The following is a 21,950-nucleotide window of genomic DNA, read 5'->3' on the forward strand; positions in this document are numbered from 1 at the left end:
GCTACAATAAATTGCACACTAAGTTAAAAGATAAAGGTGATTCAGTTTATGAGTAGAAAAGTCTATAATCGTCAATTTAAATTGGCTGCAGTCCAATTACTATTGGAAGAGAATATGTTTGTGAAAGAGGTTTCAAAAGAATTATCTATCCATTCGAATACTCTTTATCATTGGATAAGTGAATATGGAGAAAGTGCGTTACCATTTGGAATTTGTTTTACCCACATTTTCAATGGAGTAACAATTGGCATTCTTAGTTCTTTAGCAATCGCATCATAGCTCCGTCCATCATTTTTATACAAATGTACAGCTTTCAATTTAAATGTCTCTGCATATTTTTGAAATGTTGTTCTTTTTTTGCCATTAAAATATCCCTTCAAGTATAGTGTAACATTCCACATTAAGAATGTAGTCTTTTTACACTGTCTACTTAAAAGGGATAATACCAACTAATATTACCTTACTTGCACCAGCTTTAAGCAATAAATTTCTCGCGGTTTCAAACGATAACTTTTAGTATGTACATTATAATTATTTTTTATGAAAACCTTGTGTAATTCGATCTAATATAATTGCAATTACTACAATTGCAAGGCCTGCTTCAAAGCCCATACCTATATTAACTTGTGTAACCGACCGATAAACGTCTACGCCAAGACCTGGTGCACCGACAAGAGATGCAGTGACAACCATTGATAGAGAAAGCATAATACTCTGATTTACACCAGCCATGATTGTTCCAGTTGCAAGTGGAAGCTGTACTTTGAATAGTTTCTGTGACGATGTTGAACCAAAGGCGTTAGCTGCTTCAATTAAATCTTCTGGTACTTGCCTAATCCCTAACTCAGTAAAGCGAATAGTAGGTGGCATTGCAAAAATAACAGATGCAATAATACCTGGTACTACTCCAACACCAAAGAATGTAATTGCCGGAATAAGATAAACAAATGCAGGCATTGTTTGCATAAAATCAAGAGTTGGTTTTAAAAATTTGGAAAACCTTTCGTTCTGAGATGCCAAAATCCCAATTGGTATACCTATAATGATAGAGATAATAACAGACGTCAAGACAAGCGCTAGTGTTTGCATAGTCTGTTCCCAATAGTTAACGTTAAGGATAAACAGAAATCCAATTAAAGAAAATACTATAAGTGAAATTTTACGGGAGGTGTACCAAACTAATAAGCATGTGAGTGCAATAAAAATAATGGCTGGGATAAATATTAATAGATTTGTTAATAAATCAACAAATCCTCCGATAATAAAAGAAAAGCCTTTGAAAAACCCTTCGAAATGCTGATACAAACTTGTAACAAGTGTATCAACCCATTCTCCTAAAGGAATACGTGGAATACTATTCATTATCATTCACCTCTTCCTCTACATTTCCTGCTAAAGCTTGAATAATACTTTCACGCTTTATTATCCCTCGTAATCTATGTTTATCATCTAGAACAGGAAGAGGTAACTTTGCCTTAACCATTTTTATATACATTTCTTCTAATAGAGTATCTAAATAAACAGGAGGAATGTCTGTTACTAATAAATCCGCTATCGGAACCTGTCTTTTAACAGCTTTACTAGCATTATCAGCAGTTAAGACACCTAAAAACTCATGTTTCTTATTCACTACATATACGCTAGAAACACTAGCATTTTTCATGATTTGGAGTGCAACACGTGGACCGCGATCAATTAATAAGGTTTCCGGTCTTTTCATAATGGATTCAGAGGTTAAAACTTTTCCTAAATTTACATCAGCAACAAATTGCTCTACAAATTCATTTGCAGGGCTCACCATAATTTCTTCTGGTGTTCCAATTTGAACAATTTCTCCGTCTTTCATTAAAGCAATACGATCACCAATTCGGAGTGCTTCATCTAGATCGTGTGTAATAAAAATAATCGTTTTTTTCATTTTATCTTGCAGTTCTAATAATTCATTTTGCATTTCTTTTCGAATAATCGGATCTAACGCACTAAATGATTCATCCATCAGTAGGACATCTGGATTATTTGTTAGTGCTCTTGCGATACCAACACGCTGCTGCATACCACCGCTAAGTTGTTCCGGATAACTATCTTTATTGTTTTCTAAACCTACTAATTTTAGAGATTCTAACGCTTTTGTTTCTCGTTCTTCTTTTGATACTTTTTGTATTTCTAAACCATATGCAACATTTTGTAAAACCGTTCGATGAGGGAATAAGGCGAATTTTTGAAATACCATACTCATTTTGTTTCTTCTTACTTTTCGAAGAGATTCTTTTCCCATTGTTGCGATATCTTCACCATCAATATATATATGGCCAGAAGTCGGTTTGATTAACTGATTTAACATACGAACAAGTGTAGATTTCCCACTACCGGATAATCCCATAATGACAAATATTTCACCAGCATAAACATCGAATTTTGCCTGCTTCACGCCAATATTCATACCAGTTTCTTTTAATATAGCAGCTTTGCTTTTTCCCTCTTTTAGTAAAGCGATTCCTTTAGAAGGATTCTTTCCAAATACTTTTGTAACGTTTTCAACACGTAATTTCGTTTCTTTCATTCTTTCACTCCTTTTCTTTGACTCTAAACAAATACTGTAACTATTTCTAAACCAAATAGTACATTACAATAGTTCATCAAAGACTTTTTTTTATTTTTTTGTTAAGCTATTAATAGTTAGTTTATATTATTCATAGTTATAATTATAAAATATTTATTTATAATTATAAAGTATTTAGCTTTACTGAAATAATTTTCTACGTTAGTTAAAGAAGAAATATCTAATCATAGAGACTAGGAGGAGCTTGATGAAGAAAAAAATATGGCTTCTGTGCATACTATTATTAATTAGCATAATTACTACATCTTGTAGTGGCGTGAACAGTAATGCAAAGGGAAAAATTAAAATTGGTGTAACGAGTTGGAAAGAAAACATAGCTACCGCGAATATGTGGAAAGTATTACTTGAGGAACAAGGTTATAAAGTTGAATTGTTATATTTAGAAAAGGCAGCCGTATGGACCGGGGTAGCACGAGGAGATGTGGACGCCAACTTAGAGGTCTGGCTACCAATTACTGATAAGCCATTATATGAAAAATATAAGGATGATGTTGTAATAAAATCAGCGTGGTATAAAGGTACTGGTCTTGGTTTAGTTGTTCCTTCATACATGACAGATATCAATAGTATTGAGGATTTGAATGCGAATAAGGATAAATTTAATAATAAAATCATTGGTATTGAACCTGGCAGCAGTTTAATGGGCTTAACAGATAAGGCGATACACAAATATGGGATAGAGCTAAATCTTGTTCAATCTTCAGAAGCCGCTATGATGAGTGAATTAAAAAAAGCATATAATCAAAAGAAACCCATTGCAGTAACATTATGGAATCCACATTGGGCTTTTTCAGAGTTTGATCTTAAATATTTAAAAGATCCTAAAAAGGTGTATGGAGAAAAAGATGATATTTATTACTCTGTTCGTAAAGGATTTGAAAAAGATTATCCAGAGCTTATAAAGTATTTTGATAACTGGAACATGACCGATGAGCAACTCGGAACGTTGATGACCATGATTAATGAATCGAATGACCCTGAACAGGCCGCTGAAAAATGGATAAAAAAGAATAAAAAATTAGTAAATACATGGATGAAAAAGTAATCATTTATGGGGTACGGCAACCATCCCTTCTTTTTGGAGCCACTCGTAAATAAAAAGAAAGAGAAGTGATGTTTAAAATGTACCCTATAGAATAGACACTGAAAAAAAAGTCTATTCTATAGGGTATTTCTTGTATAATGAGAGAAAATTGGGATCGGAGAAAGTTCAAAATGACAAAAAAGCTATTTACAGAAAGAGACATTCAAATTCTATCAAATAACCCCTACATAAAATCTGTAAGTCAGAAAGGTATCACTTATACAGATGAATTTAAGCGTATTTTTATTGAGGAAAATGAGAAAGGAAAACTACCTCGAAATATTTTTGAAGAATGTGGTTTTGATATAGATATGATTGGAATGAAACGAATTATGTCATCAGGAAGTAGATGGCGTGCTGCTTACAGAAAAAATGGTGTATTTGGTTTGCGAGATACACGCCAAAACGCGGGAAGAACTCTTGAGAGAGAGCTTACGTTAGAAGAGAAGTATGCTCGTTTAGAAGCCGAACGGAACTTACTAAAGGCAGAAAATGAATTGTTAAAAAAGATCAAACTTATGGAAGGGAGGATGAGAAGGAAATAACTTTATCACCTAGTCAGAAATATATCCTGATTCGTTCTGTCATCATAAAATATAACTTAAGAAATATGGTGAGTTATTTGTGTAAAGTAGCTGGTGTATCCCGTTCGGGATACTATAATTATTTTTCCATTTCATCTCAAGAACAACGGAAACAAAAGAACAATCAAGATGAAATCGTGAAAGAAATCATATTAAAAGCACTTCGATTTAGAAATCGAAAGAAAGGGGCTCGTCAAATAAAAATGACATTGGTGGGTCATTTTCAAGTTGTCTACAATTTAAAGCGTATCCGTAGAATCATGAAAAAATATGAGATTGTCTGTCCGATTCGGAAAGCAAATCCTTATAAAAGAATGCTGAAAGCTTCAAAAGAACATCGAGTAGTGCCGAATCAATTAAATCGAGAATTTAAACAAAACACCCCAGGAAAAACGCTTCTTACAGATATCACTTATTTAGTTTACGGTAAGAATAAAAGAGCTTATTTATCTACAATTTTAGACGGCTCAACCAATGAAATTTTAGCTTACCATGTTTCAGAACAGATGACATTAGACCTCGTAACAACAACTCTTCATAAACTAAAACGGAATAAGAGGATTCGATTGACTGAAGGTGCATATATTCATTCAGATCAAGGAGCCCACTACACAAGCCCTACCTACCAAAAATTAGTCAAAAAGCTAAAGCTCGGACAATCTATGTCAAGAAGAGGGAACTGTTGGGATAACGCTCCACAAGAATCATTTTTTGGTCATCTGAAAGATGAAGCACATATAAAACCTTGCGAGTCTTTTACTGAGTTGAAACAAGAGATTAAGAAATATATGACGTACTATAATCACTATAGATATCAATGGAATTTAAAAAAGATGACTCCTGTTGGATACAGAAATCATCTTCTTGATGTTGCCTAACTTTTTTCAAAATGTCCTTTACAAAGGGTACAGATTAGTTTTCATATAATCATTTCTCTTTCTTTTTATTAGCTTGATAGCGATGAGGTTCCTTCAACAAAGCGCGAATTTCGTACACTAAGAAAATTCAAATAAATAAAGTCCATTTCTTTTAGTGTATAAGAAATGGACTTTATTGTCTTTTGTCTAACTTTCTGGATACTTACTTTTCTTAAATTACTTATAAAACTATTTTTTTCCATTTAAGAATTTTAGTTCTGAAATTCTTAAATGGAGCAACTGTATTGATATGCACCCATTTCCAAACAGGCCACATTGCTTTTGTTGTGGCCCATTTTCTTTGTTCTGATTGGAATAATTCTTTTTCAGAAAGATCATTTATCCAATCGACTAACTTTCGAACTAACTTTGTCAATTCTTCCTCCTGCTGTTTTAAAGTTAAAACACCGTACTGCTCATAAAAAGATTGATAAAGTTTACCTAAGTTATTCCATTTGTAGTCTGGAGTGGGCGTTTGTACGTCAAGTCCACATTGTTCGTCTTTTTCCCACGATAACAACAAGTTGATCCACCCCAATTGATAAGAAAGTATTTCAGAAGGAGATTTATCCACTTCAGAGATATGTTTATCTCTCAACTCTTCAGGAATCACCTTAAATTCTTCAATAAATTTCTTATAGGCTTTATCGATTGATTCAATTAATTCTTCAGCATTAGAGTACTGTTTCATAATACTTTCACACCTTTATTTTTGATACCTTCAGTATATGATAGAATGGTATCAAAACATGATACCATTAGGAGCTTTTTATGAAAAAAGACGAGCGACTCATTCAAGAAATGATCTATATCAATTCAAAAAAGAATTTTAACCTTAACGACTTGATTGGAGAATTCGATATTTCTAGAAGTACCGCCTTACGAGACATTTCTTCCTTAGAAGAACTAGGTGTTCCTCTTTATTCTGAAAAGGGAAGTCATGGTGGATATCACGTGTTAGAAAATCAACTTCTACCACCAATTTATTTTAGTAATAATGAATTACATTCTATATTCTTTTCGCTACAACTATTAAAAACATTGCTAAAAACTCCATTTGATAAAGACTACAAAGAAATTAAAGAAAAACTATTAGCTATACTGCCAAAGAAGCAAAAAGAAATGGTTCAACAGGCGGATCAAGTCATCCAATTTGTAGGAACAAATCAAAAAAAGAGTCTCCCTTTTTAGGAGAACTTTTCTCTGCAATATTCAATAAAAAGGTAATAGAAATCAGTTATTGTCGCTATGGCAACAATCAAAGAGTCATTCAACACCTAAGATTATTAATCACGGATGGAAATTGGTATTGCTTTAGTTGGGATTTAGACAAAAACGAATTTCGAAATTTTCGTTGTGACTATATTCAATCCGTAAAGTATAAAGATAAAGAAAGCATTCCTTTTACTGAAGAGACAATTAGTTCTTTATTTAGAAAACAATTCAATACACAACGCCCTTTTTCTTTTAAAGTCAAAGTTAGTGATAAAGGGGTCGAACAGTTCTATAAACGCATTTACGATAACATATCTCTTCAAGAAGAAGAACAAAATAAATACATTATTGGGACTTTTGGAGAAAAAGAGATAGATTTTCTAGTTCAGTATTTTTTGTATTTCGGTAAAGAAATTAAAATCATTTCTCCAGAAATGCTACGCTCCAAATATAAGGAATATTTAAAAGATATATTGGCGGATTGTTATAAGATAGAAAGTAGATCACATACAAAATAGTAGGTCAAACTCGCACAAAATAAAATAACATTCCTTATTTAATTTCAATTAGGTTTTTGATGCCATTTTAATAGATATATTTAGACGGAAGTGAAATGACTTGATTTTTGATGAAGAACTATTAAAACATATTTCTTCATTAGGATGGAAACATAGTAATTTCCTAGGAGAATACCGATTTAATTAGAAAGAAATTGCACCTTCAACTTAAGAATATTCACTAGTCCAACGTTATCAAGTTAATATTTATAATGCCCCCAGAACGAATTTTTTTTGTCTTTTATAGCAACAAGATTCATTTTTATCGTTTTGGGGGTACTTTTTATTTTTAACTTGATGGGCATGTATGGTGACCCCTAATAAGATCATTTGCTGATATAAGTAATCTTTTAAGCTCTTGCAGTTGTTTTCTACCGCTCTTCTACGGTCTGCTAATCGTTTTTCTTCTAACTTGATAGCTTCTGTATCTGCTTCAAGGTTGCGGATTAATAGAGCGATATTTTGCGCCTTATCTTGAATGCTTTCTTCAATTGCTTGTAATGTATCTTCCAATGCTGATGGATCTACGCCATCCTCAATCATCATTTGTAGTTCGCGGTAATTATTTGTTAAGTCATAAAGTTTCATAGTTTATTTCCTCCTAGAACGGCATTTCGCCATGTGGTTTATTTGTTAAAACTGTGATTACATAGTCAAGATCTATCTTTTTCACACTGTCTTGTTCTTTATCAGACATTTGCTTTAAAGTTTCGATTGCACGTTCTACATGTTTATCTTTAATTTCAACCACATCTTTCACCCCATCCGATTGTTTTCCCGCAATCTACACAATAGTCATACTGCGGTTCCATAACTGCTTCACCAGGGATGTATCCATAATGCGTATCTATGTTTTTGTGCTTGCATTTAGCTTGTTTTTCTTTTTTTTCCTTTCTAGAACCACTGAGCAATATTGTTCTTCATGGACTTTTGCGCCGTTTTTTGTAAGTAGGCGTTTTCCGCAATGATCACATTGATACAAGGTTTGATTTGTTAAAACTTTCATTTCCACATTCCTCCTTATTTACTACGAAAAGTCGATGTGATATAATGAAGGCATCTTAATCTTTCGACTTTTCGAAAAACGCCCTGTCTCCCAACTGGGCGTTTTTTCATTTTTAATATCCAAACCGTCTTAGGGGTAAGTCGTTTTTTTATTTTGTTTTGATAATTTCTAACTATTCTGTTAAAATGTAATTACCGTTGTGTTACAACCGGCCTGTGCTTCTGTACGGGCTTTTTATTATGCTAGTTTTTAGCTAGCGGATACATTATTCTCACTCCTTTCTGATGCTTCGCGCATCGGAATATCCAGGAATCCATTTGCTAGGTGGGAGATACCGTTAGATTACTGAATATTCAGACGAGCGAAGGCTTGTCTATATTTGTGAATTTGTGGTATTATAAGTTTGTAAGGTCGCCAATTCGACCTTACCCTTATAAAATGAGCCGTTGAGTTTCACACTCATGGCTCATTTTTTATTTAGCTTTAGACTCTTTTTTTAGTTCTAAAAGCGTATGGAACGTATTTCTTTTAATCGTTTCTAACAGTTGAAATGCTTCATGTGGCGTATAATCTTCTTCCTCAACTAATCTCGCAAGACCAGTAATTATTAGCTGTTGACCAAAACTCTCTAGATTCAATTCATCTTTATTCAATTCCCATTCCCCTCTCTATTTAGCTAGAGTGATATACTCTTCTAAGGACTTTTCAATTGGACACATTTACCACTTTTTATTTTTGAAAATTATGATAATATAACTTTACCGAGTCCCTTCATTCTCGGTACAACTCATATTAGAGAGCCCCGAATCCCTCAACATCCCTTTGCTAGGGGCTCTTCTATTTAATTAACTCCGCTAAAACGATGTATCCATGATGATTTACAATAGCTTCCGCACTGTTATGTACTCCTCTAGCCTTTAAATCTCGTATCATTTTGATGATGTTTTCTCGTTCTTCTTTATCTCGCTGCTGTTTATCCATTGCCTTATCACCTTATTTATCTATTAGGGGTCACCATACATGCCCATCAACCTAACAGAACAAGTTGCCCCTAAAATGAAAAAATGCGCTATTCTTTCTGTAGAATCATAGGAAAGGATGGCGTTTTTCATGTCTGTTTCTGTGTCTGACGAATTACAACTATTTGCTCAAGAGATTCAAAGTTTTTTATCTCCAAATACCTTACGGGATCTTGCTAGAGATGTTGGTTTTGTACAACGAACCAGTAAGTATCAAGCAAAAGATTTAGTCGCTTTATGTGTATGGGTGAGCCAAAATGTAGCTATGACTTCTTTAACTCAGTTATCTAGCTGTTTAGAAGCATCAACAGCAGTACTTATCAGTCCTGAAGGACTGAATCAACGATTTAATAAGGCGGCCGTCCAACTTTTACAACACATACTAGCTGAACTACTAAACCAAAAACTGATCTCATCTATGCCGATTTCTTCTCCATATACTTCTGTTTTCAAGCGTATTCGTATTTTAGATTCAACTGCATTTCAACTCCCGGATGTATTTTCATCGGTTTATCCAGGTGCAGGAGGATGCAGCCATACAGCTGGGATAAAAATTCAACTTGAGTATGATTTGTTAAGTGGACAGTTCCTACATATTCATACAGGTCCAGGTAAACAACATGATCGCACTTACGGCTCTCTGTGTGCCCCAACTGTGACAGCGAATGATTTATGTATCCGAGATTTAGGTTATTTTCATTTAAAAGACCTTCAATATATACAAGATAAAGAGGCCTACTATATCTCTCGTATCAAGTCAAATACACGTATTTATCAAAAAAATCCTAACCCTGATTATTTTCAAGATGGAAGAATTAAGAAAGGTACAGAGTATATACAGATAGATATGGAGACGGTAATGAACTCCCTTCAACCAGGACAAACATGTGAAATAGCTGATGCTTATGTAGGAATGATTGATAAAGTGCCAGCTCGTGTAATTGTTCATCGATTAACAAAACAACAGCAACAAAAACGATTACAAGATCAAGCTGTAAGAGAAAAAAAGAAAGGAATGAAGTATTCTCCTCGTAGTAAACGACTCAGTGGTATCAATGTATACATGACAAACACTCCTACAGATAGTGTCCCGATGGGACAGGTACATGACTGGTATTCTTTGCGTTGGCAAATCGAAATTTTATTTAAAACGTGGAAGTCATTCTTTCAAATTCATCATTGTAAAAAGATAAAACCAGAACGATTGGAGTGCCATTTATATGGTCAATTGATTGCCATTCTACTCTGTTCTTCTATCATGTTTCAAATGCGCCAATTGCTCCTCGTGAAGAAAAAACGAGAGCTTAGTGAGTATAAAGCTATATATATGATTAAAGACTATTTTCTTCTTCTATTCCAAACTATACAAAACATACTAAGATTAGTAGTGTAGACCAAGGCATTGGTTCGCACTACTATTTTTTTATATAGTAGAAGTGAAGAAAAGGTCGTGGGTGTTTTGGGATCCTGAATCCGTATACAAAACTGACCTTCTTCACTTACCTTATTTCAATCAGTTTTTAGTATGTTGGTCTTCGAGATCGTGTATAAGAAATGAGAATAGATAAGTGTAAGTTGAAGACTTCAATTCCACCTGAGGAGGAGCTATATGAAACACGTTATTGCATTTGATGTCAGTATGGGTAAAAGCTATATGGTAATTTATAATGTACAAAAACAATGCGTATTCGAAAGTGAAATCAAGCATACTAAGCCTGATTTTAAAAAGCTACAAGAAAAGATACATAAGCTTACAGATGAAAACGGCGAATCACCTGAAATTGTTTTCGAATCGACAGGCATCTATTCCAGGCAGCTAGAACGTTTTATGCAAGATAATCAGTATACATATTGTTTATTAAACCCATTAGAAGCCAAGCTACAATGTGATTCCTTACGGATTCATAAGACGGACCGAAGTGATGCACACCGATTAGCTCTCACTCATTTCACAGTTACCCGAAGGGTATCTAATGGAACTAATAATTTATTCCATCAGTTAAAATCTCTTTCTAGATTGTATAGCGAACTGGATAGTGAATTATCGATAATTCGTGGTCGTATGCATAAAGTAATCCAATTAACATTTCCTGAGTTGGAGAGAATGTTTACCAGTAAATCGGATTTGTTTTTAAATTTTGTTCAACTATTCCCCCACCCAGATTGTATTTTAGGTCTTTCAAAAACCATTATAAAAAATCGTATTCGTGCCAACACCAATAAAAAAATATCAAATATTACAGCGGAGAAAAAAGCGATTCAAATACTTGAAATAGCGAAAACTTCCTATCCTGCTGTTTCTCAGAACGATGTTCTGTGTGATCAACTCAAATTATACGCAAGGCGCTATCAAGAGCTTCTTCACCAAAAAGAATGCTGTATTAACAAGATGGTATATATAGCCGAGCAACGTGCAGAATACGATATCATTCTCAGCCTTCCTGGGATTGGACCGAATACTGCAGTACGCTTGATGGCTGAAATAGGAGATATTACTCGTTTTAACAATAACAAGCAACTCAATGCATTTGCTGGTATTGATATACGCCGTTTTCAATCAGGTAAAACCTTTTTTAAAGATAAAATCAATAAACGTGGAAATAAACATTTGCGGAAGCTCCTTTTCCTCATCATCCAGAATATGATTAAACAACGACGTTACGGACAAAATCACGTTGTTGAGTATTACGATAAATTAAAAACGCAACCCTATAACAAATGTCATAAAGTTGCGTCCATTGCATGTGTAAACAAGTTCTTGAAACTCCTCTTTCACCTTATTACACATGATATACACTATGATTATCGGTTAACGGCCTAACATCATAGTTTCTTTCATCATATCTCACCCCTAGTAAAAAAACGAGTATATATTAGGGGTCTTTGGTATGCATGATAACAAGTACTTGTTCATTCTGATATTCACTCCAGTAAAACTTTAAAAATACAGGTTGACTAATCGTAAGAAAAACACCCAAGAGCTATCGAAGGTGTTACTTCGCCTGTTCAATCTCCTACAGCAAAACGGGCGGAAATCTCATCGATATGAGAAAAAAACGGTCTTTGATATATTAGGTGTCGTTTACAATTGTACCCTGTCTTATAATCAAGCCGCTTAATTCAAAAAAGTGAAACCCGCTAGGGTTTATTTCGTATGCAAATCTTTCAATCAACTACACTTGCCCTTTAGAAAAAAGAAACAATCTCGTCTAAAATTGACTTTGCATAAGCTTAGCTTGATAGCGATGGGGTACCGCCAGCATTTCGGAAAAAAACCACGCTAAGAGTATGCAAGATTTTATGCGTAAAATAGGGAGACATAGGGAAGTCAAAAGGCGCTCCAGAATAGGAATGTATAAAAAATGCATAGGGTCATAGAAAAAGAAAAAGGCGAATCCCTTGTGAGAGTAAGGGGACGCGTTTTTATTTGCTACCGATAATGAGACGTTATGTTAACCTAGCATGTATAGAGTATACATGAAATTTATAGATGAATTCGTTAAGGTGCCGTTCGGAAAAATTCGTCTATAAATTCCATAGTTAGAGCATAAACAAAAAAACTTATAGGCAATAAATTTACAATTAAAGCAAAAATTCTTTTAGCTAAATTTTCTTTACTGAACAATGAAACGATGCTTAAAGGAATACCAATCAAAGAAGCAAAAAACGCAAGTGATGTAAAGACCCTTAGGATAGATTCCATGCTTTCAGCCGAAGTTTTTAATGATATGTATAAGGAAGTTGGTATAACAATAATTGTAACAAGTGCTGTAAAGAACGAAATTTCAGTGAATATCTTCAGATTTCTTCTTTTCAAAAAATTCATCTCTCTTCACAAAAATTATTTGAGTTTTGTTGACTTAATCGGGATTTCAGATAATTATTTATCAATATTGAATATATTGATTATTAACATATTTTAAACCGATTTGTTTCTGTTTATGTTAATATTTATATGGTAATTAAAATACATTATTTAGGAGGATTTAAACTATGAAAAAAGTTTTAGTAAGCATTATGAGTTTATTGTTATGTTTCTCTATTTTTGGTTTTACACCCGCATCCGCAGCAGGTTATACACATTTTGATTATGAAGAAGATGGAGTAAGAGCAGGACGTACTTTGGAATTTCCTAAAGAAATGACCTTAAGTGGAACAGTAGAAATAGTAGCTGTGCAACATTCACCTAAAACAAAAGATGTAAATATAAAGTATACACTAGTAAATGTTGATACTGGAAAAACAGTATCTGAAACTATAGATGGAACTTATGATGGTAAATCTAAGACAATTAAATTTACTAATGTCAAAGAAGGAACATATACAATAAAAATTAAAAATAACTCAGAAGAAAAAGTATACGGTAACTTTTACGTATATGACTAATACAAATCTAAAAATAATATAATAAAAGTAACAATTTAATTATTAAATGACTATATTGTTGATTTAATAGTTAAAGAAAGCGCTGCATCACATTTGTTGTTCTAAAAACAGTTGGTACGTTTCACTAATACTTGTACATGCTAACAGCAAATGATAACAGATTGTAAGAGCCAAAACCTATCTCGTGATAGGTTTGTCCTTTTTTATTATATGGGGTACCGTCAGGAAAATGCGGATTTACAACGTTAAGGAAATTTCAATATTAAAAAGCCTAATTTCTCAGCATAAAAATGAAAAATTAGGCTTTTCATTGCTCCATTAAAGCGCCCTATTGTGGTATTAGTGCTCTTACAATGTAGTAATAATCGGTCCTTCCTTGGTAAGGATAATCGTATGTTCGTATTGAGCCACAAAGCTTTCATCGGTTAGGCAGGTCCATCCATCTTCGGATTGGAAAACTTCCTCTTCAAATGTAGAGATCATAGGCTCAAAGGCAATTACCATACCATCCTTTAAAATTTCGTCATCACAGTGAGAGAAGTAATTGAAAATGTGTTTTGGTTCTTCATGAATCGAACGCCCAACACCGTGTCCAGTAAGATTTTTTATGACTGTTAAGCCATGCTGTTTTGCTACATTGTGTGCAGCTTTTCCGAGCGCGCTTTTTTTTGAACCTGGCTTTGCCTTCTTAAGTCCAGCATCGAATGCTTCTTTAGCAACGTCACATATTTTCTGTAAAATTGTCTCTCCTTCCCCTACTACAAAGGAAATTCCGGTATCTGCGAAATATCCGTTTTTTGAACCTGAAACATCAATATTTACAATGTCCCCTTCTTGAATGGTCCGTCTCCCTGGAATCCCGTGCGCTACTTCTTCATTTATGCTAATGCACGTATATCCAGGAAAATCGTATTCACTTTTTGGGGCAGATTGAGCTCCTGCTTTTTCAAACATCTCTCTCGCAATTTCATCGAGTTCTTTTGTGGTAATTCCAGGTTTCGTACTATGGACTAATTCATCTCGAATCGCGCCACAAATTTCACCAATTACTTTTAATCCATTAAAATCCTCTTCAGTCTTTGCAACCATTGTATATCCTCCCTTTTTAAAGTATTTTATGATTAGTATACCATTTAGTTTCTAACAGGAACGGGGTTTTCTTCAACAATCTGGCCCTTTAATGAGGGAAGAAAACACTATTTGTTCTTTTCCGATAGCTTTCTATATAATGAGGCTCTGGATACATTTGTAATTTAACAAATTTAACGTTGTTAGAAACAGGGGAATCGTCTTGAAAATGGGCTTAGCGTTGTAAATCCGCATTTTCCTGACGCTACCCCATCGCTATCAAGCTAATAAAACAAAATCCCCCCTAAATTGAAAAAACAAGCTATTTCGTTATAAGTTAGCACAAAATTTCGTTCTGGGGGTACTATAAAATTTTAGCTTGATGGCTATGGGGTCACCATACATGCCCATCAACTTAAGAACGGAAACAAAATGAACTTTCGTTCAAATAAACTAAAAAACTCTTAAAACACTTTTTCTCCTTAAAAATGAGCATGCCAAATAAACCTAGGTAGGTATTATTTTTAAAGATTATGCAGCTTTCTTTTGTTTTCTAAATCCACTATACTCATAGATAACACCCATAATATCAAAGACTGTTTTCTTCTCATATCGATGAGATTTCCGCCCGTTTTTCTGTAGTAGGTGGAATAGGCGGATTAGAATCTTTGTTACTTCTTGGGTGTTTTTCTGTATAGCTTGATACAGAAGATATAAATAATCTTGGATCATCCCTATTGCCTTATATTCGCTTAATTCTCTTTTCTTCTTTTGTAAAAGAAGTTGACGCATTTTAAACATAGTAGAGGTGCACAGGAAAATAGCGATTAGCTTTCCATATAGTTGGCACTCTAATCGTTCTTGTTTTACATTACGATAATGATCTATTTTGAAGAGTGATTTCCACGTTTTAAAGACAATCTCTATTTGCCAACGCAAAGTATATAACTCATGTACCTGTTCCATCGGAACCCATTCCCAAGGTGTATTCGTCACGTACACGTTTAATTCCGCTACAACTTTACTTTTCTCTGAGTACGTTCTATTTTTGGATTTTTCTTTTTCCGCGATCTTCGCTCGTCGTTTTTGAAGTTGTTTTTCTGTTAATCGATTAAAAATAACACGCGCAAACAGTTGTTGTTTATCACCAATATAGGCATGTTTTAATTCAAATGTTTCTCCGGGCTGTAGTTGGTTTAGAAGCTGTTTCACATCGATTTGTATGTATTCCGATTGTTTCTTAATAGCACCATTTTTAAAGTATTCTGGATCTGGATTTTTCACATATACATTCGTATTTAATTTTAAACGAGAAATATAGTATGTACCTCGTTGGTCCATTTGATCTAAGTCTTCCAATGAAAAATAACCCAAATCACGAATACATAAATCTCCTGGTCGTAAGGTATCTAAGCACTCCGTACCAAATGTTTTGTCATTATTTTTCCCTGGTCCAACTTGAAAGTTAAGAAATTCCCCACTGTGCAGATCATATTCTAATTGAATTTTGATTCCGGCTGTTTGGGCACATCCTCCAGAGCCTGGATATGTATTCTCTAAAGCATTTGGCACTTGAAATATGGTGGCATCTAGGATACGAATTCGTTGAAAATAAGAGAAAAGATGGTTAGAAATTTGTGTTTGTTCACAGACTTTTTGTTGTAACAGTAAAGAAAAAATATGTTGTAAAAATAAAACTGCCTTTGTATTTAAGCGTTTATTTAAGCCCTCAGGGCTGAGTAAAGTACCAGTGGCTGCATGAAGCCTACTACATAATCGGACTAAGGGATCACTTGCGACTCGTTGACTAACCCAGATACAAATGGTAGCTAAGTCTGAGCCAGAAAACTTACGTTTTCGCTTTACAAACCCAAGTTCTCTTGCAAGTTCTTCTAAAAATACAGGTGTCACATATCGTTGTAATTCCTCTGCAAATGGTTGTAGTTCATCTTGAATCGAGAGATTCATCAAAAAACGTCATCCTTTCTAATCTAGCTTATTTAGAAAGGATAACGTTTTTTGATACTTGAGGGTATTAAAATCTCTTAAGTTGATGGGCATGTATGGTGACCCCTATAAGTAGTTAAAACTTTGTATTCTTCCCCTACTAATTTATAAATTTTAGTTAGGAACTGTTCATGTGTAATTGAATTTCCGTTCCTTTTCTTTATACTTTCGGACATTATCAAAAATTCCCTCATGTGTATTTCAATAATGATTTATAAAGAAAAGTCCTGTATTAACAGGACTCAATTTCTATTATTTCTTTACAGATTTTCGCTATATACTTTATAAAATCAATTATCGGATATGTTATTAAAGAAGGATGTTATGTAAATGATATTCCTTCTTTTTGTATTATTGAAACGAGTTGTTCTATACTCATTTCTTTTCGTTTAATTTTATTGTAATGTTTAAATACGATATTTTTCCACCTGAAAGAATCGCATTGGAAATAACTTTCCCCTTTTATTGTACGGTTGGAAAATTGTTCTAACTTTTCTCTTCAATGTTTTTCTTTCAGATAGTTCTCCATAATACATACCCCCTCCTAATCATTAGCTATGCAAAGTTTTCTTCCGTATTTGCTATAACCAGTCTCTAAAGTTAAGATCCATTCGTGTAAATCTTCCCAGGAGTAACCTAGCTCAGATAAAATTACAGGAAATAAATCGAAATTATCACGCCAATTATACATATTATTGAGAGCATCCTCTAATCGACCAAATGAAAACAAGGGGATATTTTTCTTCTTTTGATTTTTATAAGTAGCACGTACTAAGTAAACATAAGTCCTCCCATGTTTCTTACTAAATACAAAAAAGCCTTTCGTTCCCTCTTTCCCTTTCATTTCTCTCACCCTTTACGTTTTTCCCACCATATTATTGAAAAAAGAAAATACGGTGGGAAAGATTTGTTTAAATGTGATCTTATTTAACTAGTTACTAGTACATTATCTTTTACGAATTTTTCAGCTTGTATATAGAGCAGAAACAAATCTGCACTAAGCGTTATAGTAGTTGAGTCTTTCATTCTTTTTAGGTTAATAAAGTCGTGTTCTTTATTACCGAACATTTTTGCGTAACCTAAAACTAAGTATACAGTGTTATCTTTTGAAAAGTGGAAAAATTCACCGCGTTTTGGCTTCATATTATATCCTCCTAAAAGTAATTAGTTATAAGGGAAAATTAGTGCACCAAGAGCAAATGTTGTTTTCAAATTTTTTTAAACTGACCAAACTTTACTAGTTGCCGATTTTCTAGTCCAGGGATCTTATTTGAAGAATCGGAGACATCCACAACAATGGTATTAGTTAATACATTAACTACCGAACCAATTAGTGTTACTGAAGAATCATGACGATGACGGAATCGCACAGAATCACCAATTTTTACATTTACAGATTTTTTATTCATAAAATAGTTCCTCCTTAATTATATAGGTTGAAAGATATTAGAATTAAAACCCAAAATATACTCCAGAGATCATATATGTAGCTACAACCATAAAAATAGATATTCCAAATGTACCGAAGAAGCAAATTTGGGAGGTAATACAATTATCTATACGAAACCATTTACAAGTGACATTATATCGCTTATTTAAATTGGTTTTTATAATAATTTTCATTTTTTCTTTTTTAGTTAAATGTGATAAAATATTCTTGCTGTGATGAGTTTTTAGGTATATATTTGCCTTCTAGAATCAGCCTTTCTTTTATAATGTATCTGGAAAAGCCCTTACTTACTTGGCGGTGGTGGGGGCTTTTTCGTGTCTATTTTTAATGGGTAATCCCTAATTCTTTTGAGATCCGTAAACTTTAGTCATAACCTCTTTAGTTAGAAGGCATGTATTTCCTGACTTCTTGACTAATCCTAATTCCACGTGATTTTTTAATTTACCACGTACACATGACGATCTCACGGTACCTTTTTCTAATCCCCACTTCTGTTCGGCTTCACTTGCTGTAAAAACATTGGAAAGTGGGGAGTTTAAAAAATTTTTTCTACAGAACTCTTCTTATCAGTCATTATATTCCCCCTCTCTAATCACGAAATCGTGATGTTCTATGTTTTTTATTTCATCACGTTTTCGTGATTATTCAATAATATTCCGAAAATTCTATCTGTTAATTTCGACAAAAAAGCACATAACCTAAATAGATTATGTGCTTAATAAAAATTTTCTTTTTAAAAGAATCCAATATTTCCTATTCAAATATGGCGGAATGGAAATATATGAAAAATGGAGGAACAACAAATGAACTCAAACACAAAACAGTTTATTTATGATATCCAGCAAAGAAAGAACAATTATATGGAAAATGTATTAATAGCAATACAACACCCTAAAAAAGAGCAATCTGAACAAGTCATTCAAAATATAGTAGAGAAGATGGATATGATGATCAGTTTAGTTACTACTTACATGGCTATTGAATCAGAATCTATGAAAGAATTAAAAGAGCTTCAGGAAGAAATTATTCATGCTCAAGCATATATTCAAAAACGGAAATTTGAAGAAACACAGAGATAAAACCCTGTGTTTTTATTTGTTCGTCTATGACGCCAATCTGTTATTAATAGGCAATGATATAGGGGTATTTTGAATGTACATCCAGGTTGTTCCTTTCAAGACATGTATCATTTTAAATACGCCCTTTATTAGAATACTGCTCATATTTTTTTTGAGATTCTTTATTAATACGTGCGTTAAGTAAAATCGCTACCAACAAAAACACTCCATATTCCCCCCCTGTAGCTCCTATGATAATCACACTACTACAAACAAGTACAATTAATAGGAGTAACGAAACTAAAGAAATACGTTCATAGTTCTTTGACATCTTCTCGTATTTTATGCGTTGTTTCCTTGCATCCATCTAAATTCCTCCTTAAAATTATCAATTTTCCTATAAAATAAATCTCGCCCTTAAAAAGAAAACAATCTATCGGTTCAAATAATTAGTTTTTTTAAGCAACTAATTTATATAACATAAAAAGAAATCCTACCAATATTAAGCTTACCACTATGATAATCCCGACCCTCTCCTTCCTTTTAACCCCAATACATTAGATAAAAGTTATGTATATCCCATATTAGCTGCAGCAAACAAAAAGGATCATCCCTTTTCGTAAAGGATCATCCTTTTCTTCATTCAACAATTTTTAGGTATTCTTGATTAATTAAAATAACAGCCGGTCCATCTACAAGAATTCCACCAACTTCAATTTTTTCATAGGACTCAATCTTAATAGAAGTAATCCCTTTCCGCTTCTTTAACTCGTTACTTAATTCGTGCGTTGGCATGTGTTTCATATCTTCACTCCTTCTTATTGTTTCATTTCATCTTATTATGTTAAATGAATTATAAAAATGGTTTCTAGTTCTAGAAATTCCATCAATTTTTATCGTTGACCATATATTTAGATGTTACCAACTCGCGTATCTCTTTTATGAAAAGAAGATAAACAATTACTATTCACTGTCTCAGTAAATGTAAAAAATTCTTAAAGATAGAGATGAGATTGATTTGTTTTTTCTTCTAGAAATAATGACTTATATATATATACCTAAAATAATGAAAGCCCTACCTCTCTTTCATCCTTACGGCTCCTTGTCCGTGCCAGTGTGAATCAGGATTGCAAAAATCAAGTGACTATTTGATCGAGTTATTTGATGAAACTTCGAACGTTCGTAAAAGAAATTTAAAAATAAAAATGGATTAGATTGAAGTAATAACAAAAGAGGTTCCTACTCTAAAAGTGAGTTGAAGAAGTTGAATGTCTTTGAAATGATTTACTTTTAATAATAATCATATTCCCGAAAAATTCAGGATATTTTCGGGGGATGTAATACATTATCTATAATGAACCTTAACAGAAACTTTTTAATTGATTTTCAGTGATCCCTTTAATTAAACCCAGTTCACTTATCAAAAATTCATGTGCGTTATCCAACATTTTTTTTTCGCTTGTATTAAGTGCCTTTTCTTTCTTCATACGCATTAAATCACGTACAACTTCAGCACCTTCTTGTATTTCACCCGTTTTTATTTTGTCCGTGTTCACTTTATACCTTTGTTTCCACGGCAATAATTTATCTGATTCTCCATGCTGAAAAATGTGTATAATGTGTTTTAATGCAAGTATATCAGTAACTGGGCGTATACTCGAACTTAATATTTTACCCATAGGAATCATGACTTGCATATTACTGATTGACATTTTTATAACAAAATACTGTTGTTTTTTCCCTGAGAATTCTTTTTCTTCTATGGCTTCAATTATACCTGCTCCGTGCATTGGATAAACAATGTTATCGCCAATTTGAAACATATAATCCACCTCCATATATGGTAACCTTCTTAACCTTAACATATATGTGATTTTTTATCAAACATTTTATAATATCACAAATTTATTTTTGGAGTCAACTACTTTTTTGTTAAAAATTAAATTAAGTAAAAAACACCCCCAAAACAATAGGGTGTGTCAGATTCTCAATAAAGGGACGGTCAATTTGCCCATATACATCCTAAAATATCGATTAATTAACATAGATCAGTTTTCCCTTGAAAACGACCAAATCGATCCCGTATTTTTTTCAATCTTATGTGGTACTCCAAAATCTCAATTCTTGCTTTTTCAGCTAGAGGTGCAATGGGTCGTAAGTCTTTTAACCCCCAATAATCAACTACTACATCAAGTACTTGATCAAAATATTGCAGCGGCCCATAGTTAGCTTCTTTTGCAATTACAGTCATTCTATTTTCAAAATCTGGCATGACAGCACCTGGCATTTTAAAATTCCTAATCACATTGGCAATATGATAGCAATAATTAGGTTCCAATTCCAAATGTGTTCGAATGACGTCTCGATAAAACGCATAATGAAGAGTTTCATCTTTGGCGAGACGACGTAATAATGTAGCAAGATCTGGATCATGCTTACTTGCAACCTTAGCTACATTATTGTAAAACACCATCGTTGCAAGTTCTTGTAGCGTCGTATATGTCATTGCTTCGATTGGTGTGTGAAAATCGGGCTCAAATCCACCCTCAACGACTGACTTTCTTAATTCATGTAATCGTTTGGGATTCACACTTCGAGTGAGTAGTAAATATGTCTCCAATAAATTCGAATGTTGATCCTCTTCTGAGGTCCAGGTATGAATAAAGTCTGTAATAACAGAAAGGGATCCTTTAAAAGTTGCAGATAAATACGTTGTAAACCATGGTAAATTCACTTCTGTTAATAAAGCTGTTTCAATGGCTGTAATTACACCAGAAGGAAGAGTAACTTGACTTTCATCCCAAGGAACTCTTTTAAAGTCCATTCCCTTATCCCATGGTAAAAACTCATGATAACCTCAGTCTATCTTCTGCGCTCTTATTTTATGTTGTTCATACAATTCTTTTAAACGTGGTTCTAATCGAAAATCTAAATCATTTGTTAGCATATATAAGTGACCCCCTTTTCTTATCATAAATA

24 protein-coding genes and 6 pseudogenes are annotated in these 21,950 nt (G+C 33.4%); 10 read left to right on the forward strand and 20 right to left on the reverse strand.

Features of this window, described 5'->3' with window-relative positions; all coding sequences use genetic code 11:
* Nucleotides 1-48: 48 nt before the first annotated feature.
* A complete protein-coding gene (locus tag JFU18_RS28760) occupies nucleotides 49-279 on the forward strand; it encodes a transposase (protein WP_002187325.1) in 231 nt (76 codons plus the stop codon).
* Nucleotides 280-531: 252 nt separating this feature from the next.
* Here JFU18_RS28760 and JFU18_RS28765 read toward each other — a convergent pair whose 3' ends face one another.
* Together JFU18_RS28765 and JFU18_RS28770 are read right to left on the reverse strand one after the other, a co-directional pair.
* Nucleotides 532-1,362 (reverse strand): ABC transporter permease, encoded by an 831-nt coding sequence (locus JFU18_RS28765; RefSeq protein WP_201033508.1) that lies wholly within the window; start codon nucleotides 1,360-1,362, stop codon nucleotides 532-534.
* A complete protein-coding gene (locus JFU18_RS28770; protein WP_088045364.1) occupies nucleotides 1,355-2,560 on the reverse strand; it encodes a quaternary amine ABC transporter ATP-binding protein in 1,206 nt (401 codons plus the stop codon). Before JFU18_RS28770 ends, JFU18_RS28765 begins: the two co-directional genes overlap by 8 nt.
* Before the next feature lie 247 nt (nucleotides 2,561-2,807).
* Between JFU18_RS28770 and JFU18_RS28775 the strand changes: the two genes are divergently transcribed.
* Together JFU18_RS28775 and JFU18_RS28780 are read left to right on the forward strand one after the other, a co-directional pair.
* Nucleotides 2,808-3,665 carry a glycine betaine ABC transporter substrate-binding protein gene (locus tag JFU18_RS28775; RefSeq protein ID WP_201033507.1) on the forward strand — a complete coding sequence of 286 codons (858 nt, stop codon included), beginning with the start codon at nucleotides 2,808-2,810 and terminating at the stop codon, nucleotides 3,663-3,665.
* 170 nt (nucleotides 3,666-3,835) lie between these two features.
* A protein-coding gene (locus tag JFU18_RS28780) for an IS3 family transposase (protein ID WP_087943055.1) occupies nucleotides 3,836-5,166 on the forward strand; the annotation gives its coding sequence in 2 pieces (ribosomal slippage) (nucleotides 3,836-4,220 and nucleotides 4,220-5,166; 1,332 coding nt in all).
* Nucleotides 5,167-5,386: 220 nt separating this feature from the next.
* On the opposite strand, the gene JFU18_RS28785 is transcribed toward JFU18_RS28780, so the two are convergent.
* A complete protein-coding gene (locus JFU18_RS28785) occupies nucleotides 5,387-5,896 on the reverse strand; it encodes a ClbS/DfsB family four-helix bundle protein (RefSeq protein ID WP_201033505.1) in 510 nt (169 codons plus the stop codon).
* Between the two features lie 80 nt (nucleotides 5,897-5,976).
* On the opposite strand from JFU18_RS28785, the gene JFU18_RS30095 reads away from it, so the two are divergent.
* Nucleotides 5,977-6,396 (forward strand): helix-turn-helix transcriptional regulator, encoded by a 420-nt coding sequence (locus JFU18_RS30095; protein ID WP_235702255.1) that lies wholly within the window; start codon nucleotides 5,977-5,979, stop codon nucleotides 6,394-6,396.
* A 41-nt stretch (nucleotides 6,397-6,437) separates the two neighbouring features.
* On the forward strand, nucleotides 6,438-6,938 hold the full coding sequence (locus JFU18_RS30100) for a WYL domain-containing protein (RefSeq protein WP_234710415.1): 501 nt from the start codon (nucleotides 6,438-6,440) through the stop codon (nucleotides 6,936-6,938).
* Nucleotides 6,939-7,301: 363 nt separating this feature from the next.
* Here JFU18_RS30100 and JFU18_RS28795 read toward each other — a convergent pair.
* The 5 genes and pseudogenes from JFU18_RS28795 to JFU18_RS28815 form a co-directional block, all read right to left on the reverse strand.
* Nucleotides 7,302-7,565: pseudogene (locus JFU18_RS28795) on the reverse strand (siphovirus Gp157 family protein); the annotation flags it as partial.
* 13 nt (nucleotides 7,566-7,578) lie between these two features.
* Complete coding sequence (locus JFU18_RS28800; RefSeq protein WP_162533051.1) at nucleotides 7,579-7,728, reverse strand: hypothetical protein; 150 nt, start codon at nucleotides 7,726-7,728, stop codon at nucleotides 7,579-7,581.
* 96 nt (nucleotides 7,729-7,824) lie between these two features.
* The gene (locus JFU18_RS30105; RefSeq protein WP_242483565.1) at nucleotides 7,825-7,983 is read right to left on the reverse strand and encodes a hypothetical protein; all 159 of its coding nucleotides are present in this window, start codon (nucleotides 7,981-7,983) and stop codon (nucleotides 7,825-7,827) included.
* Nucleotides 7,984-8,456: 473 nt separating this feature from the next.
* Nucleotides 8,457-8,636, reverse strand: coding sequence for a hypothetical protein (locus tag JFU18_RS28810; RefSeq protein ID WP_078177517.1), 180 nt, complete (start codon nucleotides 8,634-8,636; stop codon nucleotides 8,457-8,459).
* Between the two features lie 184 nt (nucleotides 8,637-8,820).
* A complete protein-coding gene (locus JFU18_RS28815) occupies nucleotides 8,821-8,964 on the reverse strand; it encodes a hypothetical protein (RefSeq protein ID WP_002144241.1) in 144 nt (47 codons plus the stop codon).
* Between the two features lie 129 nt (nucleotides 8,965-9,093).
* Here JFU18_RS28815 and JFU18_RS28820 point away from each other — a divergent pair.
* The 3 genes and pseudogenes from JFU18_RS28820 to JFU18_RS28830 form a co-directional block, all read left to right on the forward strand.
* Nucleotides 9,094-10,371: pseudogene (locus JFU18_RS28820) on the forward strand (IS4 family transposase); the annotation flags it as partial.
* Between the two features lie 240 nt (nucleotides 10,372-10,611).
* A complete protein-coding gene (locus JFU18_RS28825; protein WP_201035067.1) occupies nucleotides 10,612-11,823 on the forward strand; it encodes an IS110 family RNA-guided transposase in 1,212 nt (403 codons plus the stop codon).
* A 142-nt stretch (nucleotides 11,824-11,965) separates the two neighbouring features.
* Nucleotides 11,966-12,121, forward strand: a pseudogene (locus JFU18_RS28830) (IS4 family transposase); the annotation flags it as partial.
* A 380-nt stretch (nucleotides 12,122-12,501) separates the two neighbouring features.
* On the opposite strand, the gene JFU18_RS28835 reads toward JFU18_RS28830, so the two are convergent.
* Entirely contained in the window at nucleotides 12,502-12,819 is a 318-nt protein-coding gene (locus JFU18_RS28835; protein ID WP_201033502.1) for a 2-acyl-glycerophospho-ethanolamine acyltransferase, read from the reverse strand.
* Between the two features lie 176 nt (nucleotides 12,820-12,995).
* Between JFU18_RS28835 and JFU18_RS28840 the strand changes: the two genes are divergently transcribed.
* Entirely contained in the window at nucleotides 12,996-13,388 is a 393-nt protein-coding gene (locus tag JFU18_RS28840; protein WP_201033501.1) for a DUF3244 domain-containing protein, read from the forward strand.
* A gap of 348 nt (nucleotides 13,389-13,736) precedes the next feature.
* Here the strand turns inward: JFU18_RS28840 and map are convergent, their stop codons facing one another.
* From map to JFU18_RS30605, 7 genes and pseudogenes are all read right to left on the reverse strand, one after another.
* Entirely contained in the window at nucleotides 13,737-14,477 is a 741-nt protein-coding gene (map, locus tag JFU18_RS28845) for a type I methionyl aminopeptidase (RefSeq protein ID WP_016093807.1), read from the reverse strand.
* A gap of 510 nt (nucleotides 14,478-14,987) precedes the next feature.
* A complete protein-coding gene (locus tag JFU18_RS28850) occupies nucleotides 14,988-16,424 on the reverse strand; it encodes an IS4 family transposase (RefSeq protein WP_201035066.1) in 1,437 nt (478 codons plus the stop codon).
* 271 nt (nucleotides 16,425-16,695) lie between these two features.
* A pseudogene (locus JFU18_RS30110) lies at nucleotides 16,696-16,992 on the reverse strand (hypothetical protein).
* A gap of 15 nt (nucleotides 16,993-17,007) precedes the next feature.
* Nucleotides 17,008-17,307 (reverse strand): hypothetical protein, encoded by a 300-nt coding sequence (locus JFU18_RS28855; RefSeq protein WP_201033499.1) that lies wholly within the window; start codon nucleotides 17,305-17,307, stop codon nucleotides 17,008-17,010.
* 83 nt (nucleotides 17,308-17,390) lie between these two features.
* A complete protein-coding gene (locus tag JFU18_RS28860; protein ID WP_201033498.1) occupies nucleotides 17,391-17,606 on the reverse strand; it encodes a hypothetical protein in 216 nt (71 codons plus the stop codon).
* Between the two features lie 65 nt (nucleotides 17,607-17,671).
* A complete protein-coding gene (locus JFU18_RS28865; RefSeq protein WP_201033497.1) occupies nucleotides 17,672-17,872 on the reverse strand; it encodes a methyltransferase in 201 nt (66 codons plus the stop codon).
* Nucleotides 17,873-18,251: 379 nt separating this feature from the next.
* A pseudogene (locus JFU18_RS30605) lies at nucleotides 18,252-18,428 on the reverse strand (helix-turn-helix domain-containing protein); the annotation flags it as partial.
* Between the two features lie 288 nt (nucleotides 18,429-18,716).
* Between JFU18_RS30605 and JFU18_RS28870 the strand changes: the two are divergent.
* Nucleotides 18,717-18,992, forward strand: coding sequence for a hypothetical protein (locus tag JFU18_RS28870; RefSeq protein ID WP_002191560.1), 276 nt, complete (start codon nucleotides 18,717-18,719; stop codon nucleotides 18,990-18,992).
* 112 nt (nucleotides 18,993-19,104) lie between these two features.
* Here JFU18_RS28870 and JFU18_RS28875 read toward each other — a convergent pair whose 3' ends face one another.
* From JFU18_RS28875 to JFU18_RS28890, 4 genes and pseudogenes are all read right to left on the reverse strand, one after another.
* Nucleotides 19,105-19,338, reverse strand: coding sequence for a hypothetical protein (locus tag JFU18_RS28875; RefSeq protein ID WP_002187308.1), 234 nt, complete (start codon nucleotides 19,336-19,338; stop codon nucleotides 19,105-19,107).
* Nucleotides 19,339-19,610: 272 nt separating this feature from the next.
* Nucleotides 19,611-19,775: a BC1881 family protein gene (locus JFU18_RS28880; RefSeq protein ID WP_016119583.1), complete on the reverse strand. Its 165-nt coding sequence runs from the start codon at nucleotides 19,773-19,775 to the stop codon at nucleotides 19,611-19,613.
* A gap of 557 nt (nucleotides 19,776-20,332) precedes the next feature.
* Nucleotides 20,333-20,794 carry a CarD family transcriptional regulator gene (locus JFU18_RS28885; RefSeq protein ID WP_002130368.1) on the reverse strand — a complete coding sequence of 154 codons (462 nt, stop codon included), beginning with the start codon at nucleotides 20,792-20,794 and terminating at the stop codon, nucleotides 20,333-20,335.
* Nucleotides 20,795-21,009: 215 nt separating this feature from the next.
* Nucleotides 21,010-21,918, reverse strand: a pseudogene (locus JFU18_RS28890) (acyl-ACP desaturase).
* Between the last annotated feature and the right edge of the window lie 32 nt (nucleotides 21,919-21,950).

The organism is Bacillus sp. TH22, from assembly GCF_016651015.1.
In the GTDB taxonomy this organism is placed as follows: domain Bacteria; phylum Bacillota; class Bacilli; order Bacillales; family Bacillaceae_G; genus Bacillus_A; species Bacillus_A mycoides.

Bases quoted from the DNA above. Each gene is read 5' to 3' on its own strand.
- JFU18_RS28760 (WP_002187325.1), top strand. From the start codon at position 49: ATGAGTAGAAAAGTCTATAATCGTCAATTTAAATTGGCTGCAGTCCAA.
- JFU18_RS28765 (WP_201033508.1), bottom strand. From the start codon at position 1,362: ATGAATAGTATTCCACGTATTCCTTTAGGAGAATGGGTTGATACACTT.
- JFU18_RS28770 (WP_088045364.1), bottom strand. From the start codon at position 2,560: ATGAAAGAAACGAAATTACGTGTTGAAAACGTTACAAAAGTATTTGGA.
- JFU18_RS28775 (WP_201033507.1), top strand. From the start codon at position 2,808: ATGAAGAAAAAAATATGGCTTCTGTGCATACTATTATTAATTAGCATA.
- JFU18_RS28785 (WP_201033505.1), bottom strand. From the start codon at position 5,896: ATGAAACAGTACTCTAATGCTGAAGAATTAATTGAATCAATCGATAAA.
- JFU18_RS30095 (WP_235702255.1), top strand. From the start codon at position 5,977: ATGAAAAAAGACGAGCGACTCATTCAAGAAATGATCTATATCAATTCA.
- JFU18_RS30105 (WP_242483565.1), bottom strand. From the start codon at position 7,983: ATGAAAGTTTTAACAAATCAAACCTTGTATCAATGTGATCATTGCGGA.
- JFU18_RS28815 (WP_002144241.1), bottom strand. From the start codon at position 8,964: ATGGATAAACAGCAGCGAGATAAAGAAGAACGAGAAAACATCATCAAA.
- JFU18_RS28825 (WP_201035067.1), top strand. From the start codon at position 10,612: ATGAAACACGTTATTGCATTTGATGTCAGTATGGGTAAAAGCTATATG.
- JFU18_RS28840 (WP_201033501.1), top strand. From the start codon at position 12,996: ATGAAAAAAGTTTTAGTAAGCATTATGAGTTTATTGTTATGTTTCTCT.
- map (WP_016093807.1), bottom strand. From the start codon at position 14,477: ATGGTTGCAAAGACTGAAGAGGATTTTAATGGATTAAAAGTAATTGGT.
- JFU18_RS28850 (WP_201035066.1), bottom strand. From the start codon at position 16,424: ATGAATCTCTCGATTCAAGATGAACTACAACCATTTGCAGAGGAATTA.
- JFU18_RS28855 (WP_201033499.1), bottom strand. From the start codon at position 17,307: ATGAAAGGGAAAGAGGGAACGAAAGGCTTTTTTGTATTTAGTAAGAAA.
- JFU18_RS28860 (WP_201033498.1), bottom strand. From the start codon at position 17,606: ATGAAGCCAAAACGCGGTGAATTTTTCCACTTTTCAAAAGATAACACT.
- JFU18_RS28865 (WP_201033497.1), bottom strand. From the start codon at position 17,872: ATGAATAAAAAATCTGTAAATGTAAAAATTGGTGATTCTGTGCGATTC.
- JFU18_RS28870 (WP_002191560.1), top strand. From the start codon at position 18,717: ATGAACTCAAACACAAAACAGTTTATTTATGATATCCAGCAAAGAAAG.
- JFU18_RS28875 (WP_002187308.1), bottom strand. From the start codon at position 19,338: ATGGATGCAAGGAAACAACGCATAAAATACGAGAAGATGTCAAAGAAC.
- JFU18_RS28880 (WP_016119583.1), bottom strand. From the start codon at position 19,775: ATGAAACACATGCCAACGCACGAATTAAGTAACGAGTTAAAGAAGCGG.
- JFU18_RS28885 (WP_002130368.1), bottom strand. From the start codon at position 20,794: ATGTTTCAAATTGGCGATAACATTGTTTATCCAATGCACGGAGCAGGT.